Here is a 12,589-nt window from a genome sequence, read left to right on the forward strand (position 1 = left end):
CAATTTTTTATTTTAATATTTTGAAATTCTAGTTTTTATAATGATAAACCTAGCGCAAACGCGCCGCACATTTTTTTTCTACGCTGGCCAGCAACGCAGCCATCACTTGATCAATCTGTGCATCTTGCAGCGTTTCCTGCGGATTGAGCAGGGTTACTCTAAACGCCAAACTTTTTTCATCTTCAGCAAGACTACTACTTCCCGACTTCGCTTTAAATTCATCGAATACATTGATGTCAACTACGAAGTCTTGCTTACAAGAGAGCAGGCTATCCAACACATCTTGGGCTGGCACAGTTTGCTTTACTACGATCGCTAAGTCACGCTGCACTGCAGGAAATTTACTAAGCTCTTGTGGATGTGGCAAACCCAATTCCTGAATCGCTTTTAAGTCCAATTCAAATAACATTGGCGCCTGAGGTAGTTCATACAATTGCTGTAAACGCGGATGGAGCTCGCCAACCCAACCAATGTTGATTAATCCTGTTGTGCTCATTAAGTGAACCTGAGCAGAACGCCCAGGGTGTAAGGCAACATGCACTGCTGACACGGTGGTGAACTGAAGTGGATCTAAGGCGCGCGCTAAGTCTCCCTTGACGTCAAAGAAATCAACCGCACGCTGTGGGCTCGCCCATTGCTCAGGCAGGCAAGAACCGTAAGCCAAGCCGCCAATATGTTGCGGCTGAAAAAAGCCCGCTACCTGACCATCTGCCTCTTGGATACTTTCATCTCGTGAGAACACTCTACCCGCTTCAAATAAACGCAAGCGACTTGCGCCTCGGTTTAGATTCGTTTTCAGGTTCGCTAATAAGCCACCCCAAAGATTGCTGCGCATGACGCCATATTGATTGGCGATAGGATTAATTACGTTGATCATCTTTTCTGGCGCAGTGCCAGTTAATCTTTGTTCGCTTTCACTATCCGTAAAGCCAAAGTTCACGACCTCTTGATAGCCCTGTAAGGCTAAACGGTGACGCAAAGCATGCACACTTCGCTTTGCTTCTGCTTGAGCACCCATCTTCAGAATAGCGCTTGGAGGGGTATCTGGAATATTTTCAAAACCATACATTCGCGCTACTTCTTCAATTAAGTCTTCCTCAATCTCAATATCGAAGCGATGGCTTGGAGGAGTAATAATAAAAATGTCACCCTCCTCTTGCTGAAATACAAAACCAAGACGCGTAAAGATATCAGCGACAGTTTCAGCGTTAAGCGGGATACCAATTACCTTGGTGGCACGAGTTAAACGCATCCGCACAGGCTGTCGCTCTGGCAAGGCAATGATTTGATCGTCTACAGGCCCAGCTTGACCTCCGCATACATTCAAAATCAGCGCGGTCAAATAATCCAAACAATGAACCGTATTCTGTGGATCAACCCCCCGCTCAAAGCGATGGGCCGCATCTGTACTAAAGTTAAGACGTCTGGCGCGACCTTGAATGGCTGATGGCAACCAGTATGCAGCTTCAACATAAATATTTTGTGTGGCATCACCCACTGCACAATGATTGCCTCCCATAATGCCGGCCAAAGCTACGGGCCCGGTCTGATCAGCAATCACGCCTACTTCTAGAATTCTGCCGGACTGGTCTGGAGCAACTGGAGTTACTGTCTGCCCATTGAGCAATTCAACTGTCTCTCCGGGCTTAGCCCAGCGTACCGCGACATCACCAGACAATCGATCAATATCGAATACATGGGTTGGTTGACCCATTTCCAACATTACGTAATTGGACAAGTCCACTAATGCAGAAATACTTCTTTGTCCGGCTCGCGCCAATCTCTGCACAATATGCTCAGGAGTTTTCGCTTGGGCATTTACACCGCGAATCACTCGGCCCGCAAAGCGGCCACAAAGATCTGCATTCTCGACAGTGACCTTGAGGGTATCTGCAATAGAGAAGCTAGGCGCAACCCAAGATGGTTTTACTAAGGGGGTATTGGTGATTGCTGCAACCTCGCGCGCAATACCCATTAATGACAAGCAATCGGCTTTATTTGGAGTGAGCTTGATTACGTAGATTTGGTCATCCAAATCGAGGTACTCACGAATATCTTTGCCAACGGGAGCATCGGCAGGTAGCTCAAGAATTCCTTCATGATCTTCGCCAAGCCCCAGTTCACGGCCAGAGCACAACATACCTTGACTCTCAACTCCGCGCAATTTACCAACCTTAATGAGGAAGGGCTTTCCCCCTGCTTCAGCGGCAGGTAGTTGTGCGCCGACTAAAGCACAGGGAATCTTGATGCCTACGCGCGCATTCGGGGCGCCACAAACGATTTGTAACTCTGCGCCAGTGCCGGCATTGACTTTACAAACCCGCAAACGATCAGCATCAGGATGCTGCTCGGCAGACAAAATCTCCGCCACGACGATATTGGTAAATGCAGGAGCAACCGCATGCTGCTCCTCAACTTCAAGACCAGCCATGGTCATTGCATGACTCAGTGCCGCACTATCCATCGCGGGATCAACATACTGCCTAAGCCAAGATTCTGAAAATTGCATACGCTATCTACCTAAAAAGCTTGGCCAATTAAGCCGGAAATTGCGCTAAGAAACGGTGATCGTTCTCAAAGAAAAGACGTAAATCATCAATGCCATAGCGCAACATCGTTAAACGCTCGAGACCGGAGCCAAAGGCAAAGCCGGTGTAACGCTCGGGATTGATGCCCATATTGCGCAGTACGCTAGGATGAACCTGACCTGCACCAGAAATTTCCAACCAGCGACCGGCCAATTTACCGTTGGTAAACGCCATATCAATCTCAGCTGAGGGCTCTGTAAATGGGAAATAGGATGGTCGGAAGCGGACCTGCAGATCATTAGTTTCAAAGAAGGTGCGCAAAAAATCGGTATACACGCCTTTGAGATCGGCAAAGGAAACATTTTCTGCAATCCAAAGACACTCTACTTGATGAAACATGGGCGAGTGCGTAGCGTCACTGTCCACTCGATAAGTGCGTCCAGGAGCAATCACTTTAATAGGTGGCATGACATCTGCATGCGCGTATTTCTGAACATGCTCACTTGCGTAACGTACTTGAATCGGACTAGTGTGGGTTCTTAGTAGCAAAGGCTTGCCAAGCGAGTCTTGGCCATCGATATAAAACGTATCCTGCATTGAACGCGCAGGATGATTTTCAGGGCTGTTTAATGCAGTGAAATTAAACCAATCAGTTTCGATCTCTGGGCCATCGGCCACTGCAAACCCGATCGAGTGGAAAATTTCCTCAACCCGCTCCCAGGTGCGCATCACAGGATGCAAGCTACCCACAGCCTGGCCTCGCCCTGGTAATGAAACATCGATTGATTCCGCTGCTAAACGTTGTTGCAATAAGGCATCGGCCATAGCTTGGCGACGCTCTTGCAGAGCAGCTTCAACTTGAGTTTTAACTTGATTAACTTGGGCGCCAGCACTCTTGCGCTCTTCAGGCGACATTCCTCCAAGCGCCTTGAGACGCTCAGTCAGAACACCTGATTTACCGAGATACTTGGCTTTCGCGTCCTCCAGAGCTGCCGCATCGGCAGCTCCGAGGAAATCACGTTTAGCATCCTCGACAATGTGGTCGAGAGAAACCATTGCAGCTTAGTTTTAAATAACTAAGAATTAAGCTGCAGCGTTTACTACGGATTTGATCCGAGTAACCAAAGCGGCAAAAGCCGGTTTGTCAGCAATGGCCATATCAGAAAGTACTTTACGATCGAGATCGATTGAGGCTTTCTTCATACCATTCATGAATACGCTATAAGTCATTTGATGCTCGCGCACTGCCGCATTGATACGCGCAATCCACAAAGCGCGGAATACACGTTTCTTATTACGACGGTCACGATAAGCATATTGACCAGCGCGCATAACTGCTTGCTTGGCAATACGGAATACGTTTTTACGACGTCCACGATAACCTGTTGCGGCATCGGTGATTTTTTTATGACGGGCTCTTGCTGTAACCCCACGTTTGACTCTTGGCATTGAATTCTCCTAATTTAGTCTGAGGTTAAGCGTATGGAAGCATGGAGCGAATAGACTTAACATCTGCCTTCGCAACTTCAGTGGTACCACGCAAATGACGCTTGTTCTTTGTGGTCTTCTTGGTGAGGATGTGGCGTTTAAAGGCCTGACCTCGTTTAATCGTTCCGCCTGCGCGAACCGTGAAGCGCTTCTTCGCGCTACTCTTGCTCTTCATCTTGGGCATAAAGCACCCCTCCTTCTTCGCGTGCAACATAGGTGGTAACCGACGGTCACTCTTCCTGTACCTAGAAGCACTTATTACATGCAGCGCCTTGCGACTCCGCCCTACTTAAACAAGTAGCAGATTCTAATGAATCGCTACTTACTTAGCCTTACGAATGGGGGCCAACACCATCACCATTTGGCGGCCCTCCATCTTCGGAAACTGTTCAACTTGGCCATGCTCTTGCAGGTCCAACTTCAAACGCTCCAACATTCTGACTCCGATTTCTTGATGGGCCATTTCACGACCCCGAAACCGTAGCGTAATCTTTGTCTTATCGCCATCTTCCAAAAAGCGAATGAGATTGCGTAACTTCACACCATAATCACCGTCATCTGTTCCAGGGCGGAATTTCACTTCCTTCACCTGAATCACTTTTTGCTTGAGCTTCGCTTCATGCAAACGTTTGGCTTCTTGATACTTAAACTTACCGAAGTCCATGATGCGTACAACAGGCGGTACAGCAGTCGGAGCAATTTCCACCAAATCGGTTTCTTTTTCTTCGGCTAAAGCCAGAGCTTCACTCAACTTAACAACACCGATGGGCTCCCCATCAATTCCAATCAGACGCACTTCAGGAGCAGTAATTTCCCGGTTAATGCGCTGCGATTTATCAGTAGCGATCTTGCAATTCCTTATAAAAAAACAATAAAAGCTGTTCCACCCCTAGCTAAGCTCGGGTCCGACTTTCTGGGATATATCCTGCTGGAGTCGGGCAACGAAACTATCAAGAGGCATTACACCAAGATCAATTCCGCCACGGGCACGAACGGCCACCGTATTACTTTCAAGCTCCTTGTCACCAACAACTAACAAAAATGGAAGCTTCTGTAATGCGTGCTCGCGTATTTTATACGTAATTTTCTCATTTCGCAAATCCACTTCCACTCTAAACCCTTGTTTTTTCAGAGTTTGCTGTACTTGCAAGGCGTAAGCAGCTGAATTTTCCGAGATATTGAGGACAACTGCCTGGGTTGGCGCCAACCAAACTGGCATATTACCGGCGTGATTTTCGATCAAAATCCCAATAAAGCGCTCTAAAGAGCCCACAATTGCCCGGTGCAACATCACTGGAGTCTTGCGGGTGTTGTCTTCGGCGACATATTCAGCGCCTAAGCGGGCTGGCATCGAGAAATCCACTTGGATCGTGCCGCATTGCCAAGTCCGCCCGATAGAGTCTTTCAGGTGATATTCAATTTTAGGGCCATAAAAAGCGCCTTCACCTGGCAACTCTTCCCATTCTTGACCTGAAGCGGTTAAGGCGCCACGGAGTGCCGCCTCTGCCTTATCCCAAATAGCGTCGTCCCCTACCCGTTTAACTGGTCGCAATGCCAGCTTCACCGCTACCTCTGTAAACCCAAAATCCTGATAAACCTCACGTACAGCGCGATCAAACGCCGCAACTTCTGTCTGAATCTGGTCTTCCGTGCAAAAGATGTGACCATCATCCTGCGTAAAGCCCCGAACTCGCATCAAACCATGCAGGGCACCAGAGGGCTCATTGCGATGACACTGACCAAACTCACCGTAGCGCAATGGCAGCTCACGATAGCTGTGCAAGCCAGAATTAAAAATCTGTACATGTCCGGGGCAATTCATGGGCTTTAAGGCATAGGCACGACTCTCAGATTCAGTCGTAAACATATTCTCTTTGTAGTTATCCCAATGGCCCGACTTTTCCCACAGGCCACGATCCAAAATCTGCGGGGCCTTCACTTCCTGGTAGCCCTCATTTTGATAACTGCGGCGCATGTATTGCTCAACTTCTTGCCAAATCGCCCAACCTTTAGGATGCCAAAAGATCAAGCCAGGTGCCTCTTCTTGAAAATGGAATAAGTCCAGCAATTTACCAAGGCGGCGATGATCTCGTTTCTCCGCTTCTTCAAGCATATGCAAGTGGGCTTCTTGATCTTCTTTTTTTAGCCAAGCAGTACCGTAAATGCGCTGGAGCATCTCATTCTTACTATCGCCGCGCCAATAGGCGCCAGCTAGCTTCATGAGCTTAAATACTTTTAACTTACCAGTGGAGGGCACATGTGGACCGCGACATAAGTCGGTGAACTTGCCTTCCGTATACAAGGAAACATCCTCACCTTGAGGAATGCTCGCAATAATTTCTGCTTTGTAATACCCGCCTTGGTCTTGAAAGAACTTGACAGCTTCATCGCGAGGCAAGACTGAACGCACTACCGGTTCGTCCTTTTTTGCCAACTCAGTCATTTTCTTTTCAAGGGCAACTAAGTCATCCGGCGTAAATGGGCGATGGAAAGAAAAGTCGTAGTAAAAGCCATTTTCGATCACAGGACCGATCGTGACTTGAGCTTCAGGAAATAATTCTTTAACTGCGTAAGCTAATAAATGGGCTGTGGAGTGGCGTACGATCTCTAAGGCTTCCGGGCTTTTGTCGGTAATGATGGCAACTTGACTGTCTTTCTCAATCAGATGACTTAAGTCCACCATCTGCCCGTCAACCAAACCCCCAAGAGCCGCTTTCACCAAACCACTACCAATACTTTGCGCCACATCGAGCACGCGCACCGGGCCAGCGAACTCGCGTTTTGATCCATCAGGAAGAGTTACTACCAGCATGACCACTCCATCTTATTTATGTTTCTTAAAGTTAGCCGCTTTAAGCACGCCGCTAAATGTAAAACAAAAGCAAATACAGTATTGATACCCCATTCCCATTAAAAAGAATGCGCGGCAGCATTTCGGCAACCGCGCACTTTTTGGGTCTTTATTCGTTGGTAGGCTCGATTGGACTCGAACCAACGACCCCCACCATGTCAAGGTGGTGCTCTAACCAGCTGAGCTACGAGCCTATTAAGTGCGCTAGTTTATCACCGGCGGCGCACTTGGGTAACTCCTTTGACTTCCTCTAGGCTGTTTTGAACCAGCCTTAAGGCTTCAGAGTCTTTAATTTCGAGAGTTAAGAGGATTTGAGCAACCCCCTTCTTCACTGTTTTACGCAGGTCAATCACGTGAACGCCTTGCCTAGTCATAATCTCAAATAGTTCCCGCATCAATTCTGGGCGGTCTACACCACTCACGGCTAAATCTGCCGGAAAGAGATGTTTTGCTTCACTCCCAGAAGATTCTTGTGTGGCAACTTGATTCCAAGCGGTTTGAATGACCCGCTCAGGCGCCCGCTCTAACAGTCCGCGAAAGGTCTTGCAAGCACGCCGATGAATGGATACGCCACGTCCTTGAGTAATAAACCCAGATATTGGATCGGGTGGCACGGGGCGGCAACAACGGGCTAATTGGGTCAGCAGGGAATCTACCCCTACTACCAGGACGTCACCCCCTTGAGTGGATTTGCGCGTGCTTTGCTTAAGTACTAATTCAGGAGGCGCAGCTACTGACTTCGCCTCTGGCTTCTGGTCGAGCTTATGATCCACTGGCTTCGCATGTTGCCCAGTCTCTTCGTCATCCAGCGCATTAAACCAAGCCCGTACCCGCGATCGAGCCCTTTGTGAGCGCAGGTAATGTCGATCAGAACTAATCCAGTCACGCGAAGGACCGCCCTGCTTCACAGCAATGATGTCCACGGTTTGGCCATTCTTCAACGCAGTTTCTAGCGGCACCATGGCGCCATCTAGCTTGGCGCCCCTGCAGCGGTGCCCCAAATCGGTATGTACTGCATAAGCAAAATCGATCGGGGTCGATTCCTTCTCTAAGGAAATGACTTTACCTAAAGGTGTCAGGACATAAATATGGTCATCGATTTCATGATGTTTGAGTTGCTCCCAAGCATCCTCCTTCCAGGAGATCAGCTGCCGTGCCCAGGCAATTTGCCTCTCATAAGCCTGAGCAGCACTATGCGTCCCCGCCTGATGTGAGGCATTCTGATCGTGCTGAATATTGGGTCGTACTTGGCGCTGTGTCACGGTGCCACCGGTAGCGGCAGCCTCCTTATAACGCCAATGAGCAGCCAGTCCGTATTCTGCCTGTTGATGCATTTCCTGTGTGCGCACCTGAACCTCAAAAGCAGTACCTCCAGCATCCATGACTACGGTATGAAGGGATTGATAGCCATTGGGCTTTGGCCGCGCAATATAGTCGTCAAACTCCCGTGGAACTGGCTGCCAAATGTTGTGCACTAAACCTAAGCTTGCATAACAGGATTTGACATCGGGGACAAGCACCCGAAAGGCGCGCACATCGTATAAGTTCGCAAAGTCCAAAGACTTGCCTTGCATTTTCTTCCAGATGCTGTAAATGTGTTTGGGGCGGCCCTGCACTTGGGCAACGATTCCAGCATTTTGCAGTTCTTCTTTGAGGCACAAAACGATCTGCTCAATAAAAGAGTCGCGTTCAATGCGCTTTGCATCCAACATCTTGGCAATGTCACGATAGGTCTGCGGTGAAAGCACCCGAAAAGCGAGGTCCTCCATCTCCCATTTCATTTGCCAGATACCCAAACGGTTTGCGAGTGAGGCGTCAATATCTAAAATCTCTTGGGCCCAGGGTTTAGGCATCTCAATTTTTTCTTGAGTAATCCAGCGCAAGGTTTGCAAGCGGGAGGCCAAGTAAATTAGCACTACACGCAAATCATCGCCAAAAGCCAATAACATTTTGCGCAGCATTTCTTCTTGACCGGCAATGTTGAGACCCCCATCTGCGCGCAGTAACTTCGCTTGAGCTTGGCGTAACCCACGGTAACCAATCAACAACTTGGCAGGCTCTTCACCGATTAATTTAATCAGCGCTTCTCGTCCATGGGTACGAGCAATATTTTTAGCTGCAATTAAGCTGGCGTCGTCAAGGTGGAGCGTTTCCAGAATTTGTAATACCCCATCAGCATGCTCTTGAGCAGGCTCGCCATACCAGCCGTCAATAATTTTTATGGTTTCAGGGGTGCTTGCCATCGGCAACTAATAGTGAAGTACAGGAGTTAAGCAATTTAGCAAAAGAAGGCTTTTGCGATGGCAACTTGTTCCGCCTTAATAAAAGCAGGCGCATGCCCCACCTCTGGAATTTCCACGCTGCGAGCATGTGAATTAACTGCACACATTTGCGCAACTGTAGCCGCAGATAGTAAGTCGGAATCACCGCCACGGACGATTAACATCGGAATGTGTATTTGCTTAAAAGCAGCCCACATAGCCAATTCACCAGCCTGAGCTAAAGCGGGATCAATCGCAGCAAAAGGAATCGCAATATTGGGGTCGTAGTGCATGCCCCATGAGCCTGCTTTTTCAACTAGCATCGGACCGTTATAGGTTTCCCACTCATCATCGGTATGTTTGCCAAATGAAGCGCACAGCATATTTAACTGCAATAAAGCGTCCGCACGATGAGCGAAAGAAAACGGCTGACCCACATAGGACCCCAATCGCTTGATTGCGTCAGCCTCAATACGAGGGCCCACATCATTAATCAGCATTTTTTGAATAGGGCTGTGTGGGAGTGACGCATACACCATGCCAATCAAGCCTCCCATTGAAGTACCAAACCAGTCTATTTGACGGACCCCAAGTTGCGTCACTAGGCTACTAATATCGGCTACATATTGCGGGATGCCATAGTGCATCGGATTTGTTAATCGATCTGAATCCCCGCGCCCAACAATATCGGGGCAGACTACGTAAAAATCCTGACAAAGTGCTTCTGCCAGGGTTTGAAAATCGCTCCCCCGCCTAGTTAAACCGTGCACGCATAACAAGACCTTCGTGTTTGCAGGATTACCCCAACAACGGTATGCCATCCGATGAGGTCCATCGGGGCTGTGGCAGTTGACGAAAAAGAGCTCGCCTTGATGTCTAACTTGAGTGGCAGGTGCATGCTGCTCTAAATCCACCCCACACTGCTGGCTCGCGCATTGACTAGCGGACCCGCTCACTTCAGCTTGCAAAGTAACGTGATCAATTCCATGCTTAGCCAACAACATGGCTTGAATTCCCGTCATGACCTCTGGCCATTCTTGCATGGTGGCAATTTCGATATGGCCAATCAGCGCAGGAAAGTTTGGCGTCATCTCCCATACATGCAAATCATGCACACCCAATACACCTGCAACCTCTTTTAAATTCCCACCCACCTCAAGATAGTCAATATGGTGCGGAACGCCCTCCATCAAAAAGTGATACGACTCGCGCAAGATAGAGAAAGTAGATTTCAGAATTAAGATCGAGACAAAAATGGATAGCAAGGAATCGGCTGGCATCCATCCAGTAAATTGAATAATTAAACCGGCGATCAACGCCCCGACTGATCCCAATAAGTCGCCCATTACATGGACTAAAGCAGCGCGGGTGTTAACGCTACTTTTATCTTTTGACAAGACCCATGCAACTGTCATGTTCATGAGCATGCCGACGCCGGCGACAATCGATACCGTAAAGCCGTTTACCTCGTGGGGAGTGAAAAGACGGGAAATCGCCTCACTAACAATCCACACCACTAAAGCCAACATGGCTATGCCATTTACAAAAGCCGCTAAGGCCTCTGCCCGACCAAAACCAAATGAATGCTTTGCAGACGGTGGTCTAGCAGAAATGGTTTGTGCGAGTAGCGCCAATCCCAGTGCGGCAGAATCAGTCACCATGTGGCCCGCATCTGAAATCAAAGCTAAAGATCCGGCAAAGTACGCAGCGACAATCTCAACAATAGAGAAGCCAAGCGTGAGCACTAAGGCTATGAGGAGTAAATTTTGATTAGATATTTCCCGCGCATGGGAATGGTGAGCATCGCCATGGTGATGCTTGTGCGACGGTGACTCGTGAGAGTGAGCATGCTTTGCAGCAGGCGAATGATGATGACCCGACATAGTGAACCTATTATTTCACTAAACCGGGTCTCAAGTTAAAAGCCGCTCACGTCTACAGGGGCACCTGTTTTTGCCAGAACTTCCTCTTTACTTACGCCGGGCGCCAACTCAAGCAACTTCAGGCCCTTTGGAGTGATGTCAAGCACGCACAAGTCGGTAATGATCTGGCTGATGACGCCAACGCCGGTTAATGGCAAGGTGCACTCAGGCAGAATTTTGAGCTCTTCCGTGCCATCTTTCTTTTTAGCAACATGCTCCATCAAAACGACCACATGCTTGACTCCAGCCACTAGATCCATAGCACCGCCCATACCCTTGACCATCTTGCCAGGAATCATCCAGTTCGCAATGTCGCCATGCTCACTCACTTGCATTGCGCCTAAGAAAGCAATATTGATCTTTCCGCCGCGAATCATGCCAAAGGCATCGGCGGAAGAAAAGATGGAGGAGCCAGGCAAAGTCGTAATTGTTTGCTTGCCCGCGTTAATCAAATCCGCATCAATCTGATCTTCAGTTGGAAATGGTCCAATTCCTAGCAGCCCATTTTCAGACTGAAGCCATACTTCCATGCCCTTAGGCACATGGTTCGCAACCAATGTAGGAATACCAATTCCCAAATTAACGTAGTAACCATCTTTTAATTGCTTGGCAGCACGTGCGGCCATCTCATCTCTATTCCAAGGCATTTGATCTTCCTAAATATTCTGTACTAATTAAGGGGCGTCTAAAAGTAATTAAGCTGCGGCTAAGGTACGTTGTTCAATCCTCTTCTCTGGAGCGGTATTGAGTACCAAGCGATGAACATAGATCCCTGGCGTATGAATTTCTGCAGGATCCAATTCCCCATTCTCAACAATTTCTTCTACCTCGGCAACAGTGATCTTGCCAGCCATCGCTACGACCGGATTAAAGTTACGCGCTGTTAAGCGATAGACTAAGTTGCCAGAGCGATCAGCCTTCCAAGCCTTCACCAAAGAGATGTCCGAAACAATGGAGCGCTCGAGAATGTATTTCTCACCATCAAACTCTTTTACCTCTTTACCCTCGGCAACTAGCGTGCCAAAGCCCGTTTTGGTATAAAACGCCGGAATGCCACAACCTCCAGCGCGCAGCTTTTCCGCAAGCGTCCCCTGAGGAGTGAACTCTAATTCCAACTCTCCAGCCAAATACTGACGCTCAAATTCTTTGTTTTCACCCACATAGGAGGCAATCATCTTTTTGACTTGGCGGGAATTGAGAAGAATGCCCAATCCAAAGCCGTCTACGCCCGCGTTATTGGAAACCGCTGTCAAATTTTGGGCACCCAAATCCTTTACCGCCATGATTAATGACTCAGGGATGCCGCACAGCCCAAAACCACCTACAGCCAGTTTTTGACCGTCTTTTAAAATATCGCGCAAGGCATCCACGGCCGTTGGATAGGTTTTATTCATGGCTTTTATCCTAAGATTGCTATAAAGAGTAAGAAAAAGTAATCATAACGCTTTGGCCCTAAGCTCTCGAGCCCTTAGAGGAGGATGAGTTCGTGCTGGCAGCTAAGTGAATTTTATCGCTTAGAACTAAACTAGGGGTATACAT

General features: G+C 48.4%; 10 protein-coding genes and 1 tRNA gene. All 11 read right to left on the reverse strand.

Annotation, left to right across the window (positions count from 1 at the left end; translation table 11 throughout):
* Window positions 1–49: 49 nt before the first annotated feature.
* The gene (pheT, locus tag CP950_RS05050; RefSeq protein ID WP_096672962.1) at window positions 50–2,509 is read right to left on the reverse strand and encodes a phenylalanine--tRNA ligase subunit beta; all 2,460 of its coding nucleotides are present in this window, start codon (window positions 2,507–2,509) and stop codon (window positions 50–52) included.
* 28 nt (window positions 2,510–2,537) lie between these two features.
* The gene (gene pheS / locus CP950_RS05055; RefSeq protein WP_096672964.1) at window positions 2,538–3,584 is read right to left on the reverse strand and encodes a phenylalanine--tRNA ligase subunit alpha; all 1,047 of its coding nucleotides are present in this window, start codon (window positions 3,582–3,584) and stop codon (window positions 2,538–2,540) included.
* A 27-nt stretch (window positions 3,585–3,611) separates the two neighbouring features.
* The gene (gene rplT / locus CP950_RS05060; protein ID WP_096672966.1) at window positions 3,612–3,977 is read right to left on the reverse strand and encodes a 50S ribosomal protein L20; all 366 of its coding nucleotides are present in this window, start codon (window positions 3,975–3,977) and stop codon (window positions 3,612–3,614) included.
* 25 nt (window positions 3,978–4,002) lie between these two features.
* Window positions 4,003–4,200, reverse strand: a complete 198-nt coding sequence (gene rpmI / locus CP950_RS05065) for a 50S ribosomal protein L35 (protein ID WP_046330084.1) — start codon at window positions 4,198–4,200, stop codon at window positions 4,003–4,005.
* 138 nt (window positions 4,201–4,338) lie between these two features.
* The gene (infC, locus tag CP950_RS05070) at window positions 4,339–4,878 is read right to left on the reverse strand and encodes a translation initiation factor IF-3 (RefSeq protein ID WP_096672968.1); all 540 of its coding nucleotides are present in this window, start codon (window positions 4,876–4,878) and stop codon (window positions 4,339–4,341) included.
* A 27-nt stretch (window positions 4,879–4,905) separates the two neighbouring features.
* Window positions 4,906–6,828: a threonine--tRNA ligase gene (gene thrS, locus CP950_RS05075; RefSeq protein ID WP_096672970.1), complete on the reverse strand. Its 1,923-nt coding sequence runs from the start codon at window positions 6,826–6,828 to the stop codon at window positions 4,906–4,908.
* A 156-nt stretch (window positions 6,829–6,984) separates the two neighbouring features.
* Window positions 6,985–7,061 (reverse strand) — tRNA-Val (locus CP950_RS05080).
* Between the two features lie 18 nt (window positions 7,062–7,079).
* On the reverse strand, window positions 7,080–9,110 hold the full coding sequence (locus tag CP950_RS05085; RefSeq protein ID WP_096672972.1) for a RelA/SpoT family protein: 2,031 nt from the start codon (window positions 9,108–9,110) through the stop codon (window positions 7,080–7,082).
* Between the two features lie 35 nt (window positions 9,111–9,145).
* The gene (locus CP950_RS10130) at window positions 9,146–11,011 is read right to left on the reverse strand and encodes an alpha/beta fold hydrolase (protein WP_096672974.1); all 1,866 of its coding nucleotides are present in this window, start codon (window positions 11,009–11,011) and stop codon (window positions 9,146–9,148) included.
* A gap of 35 nt (window positions 11,012–11,046) precedes the next feature.
* Window positions 11,047–11,697: a CoA transferase subunit B gene (locus CP950_RS05095; RefSeq protein WP_096672976.1), complete on the reverse strand. Its 651-nt coding sequence runs from the start codon at window positions 11,695–11,697 to the stop codon at window positions 11,047–11,049.
* A gap of 48 nt (window positions 11,698–11,745) precedes the next feature.
* Complete coding sequence (locus CP950_RS05100) at window positions 11,746–12,444, reverse strand: CoA transferase subunit A (protein WP_096672978.1); 699 nt, start codon at window positions 12,442–12,444, stop codon at window positions 11,746–11,748.
* Window positions 12,445–12,589: the final 145 nt, after the last annotated feature.

Origin of the sequence: Polynucleobacter meluiroseus (assembly GCF_900205755.1) — a bacterium.
Lineage (GTDB): Bacteria > Pseudomonadota > Gammaproteobacteria > Burkholderiales > Burkholderiaceae > Polynucleobacter > Polynucleobacter meluiroseus.

Excerpts from the sequence above, each read along its gene's own strand:
- pheT (WP_096672962.1), bottom strand. The coding sequence starts at position 2,509 with ATGCAATTTTCAGAATCTTGGCTTAGGCAGTATGTTGATCCCGCGATG.
- pheS (WP_096672964.1), bottom strand. The coding sequence starts at position 3,584 with ATGGTTTCTCTCGACCACATTGTCGAGGATGCTAAACGTGATTTCCTC.
- rplT (WP_096672966.1), bottom strand. The coding sequence starts at position 3,977 with ATGCCAAGAGTCAAACGTGGGGTTACAGCAAGAGCCCGTCATAAAAAA.
- rpmI (WP_046330084.1), bottom strand. The coding sequence starts at position 4,200 with ATGCCCAAGATGAAGAGCAAGAGTAGCGCGAAGAAGCGCTTCACGGTT.
- thrS (WP_096672970.1), bottom strand. The coding sequence starts at position 6,828 with ATGCTGGTAGTAACTCTTCCTGATGGATCAAAACGCGAGTTCGCTGGC.
- CP950_RS05085 (WP_096672972.1), bottom strand. The coding sequence starts at position 9,110 with ATGGCAAGCACCCCTGAAACCATAAAAATTATTGACGGCTGGTATGGC.
- CP950_RS10130 (WP_096672974.1), bottom strand. The coding sequence starts at position 11,011 with ATGTCGGGTCATCATCATTCGCCTGCTGCAAAGCATGCTCACTCTCAC.
- CP950_RS05095 (WP_096672976.1), bottom strand. The coding sequence starts at position 11,697 with ATGCCTTGGAATAGAGATGAGATGGCCGCACGTGCTGCCAAGCAATTA.
- CP950_RS05100 (WP_096672978.1), bottom strand. The coding sequence starts at position 12,444 with ATGAATAAAACCTATCCAACGGCCGTGGATGCCTTGCGCGATATTTTA.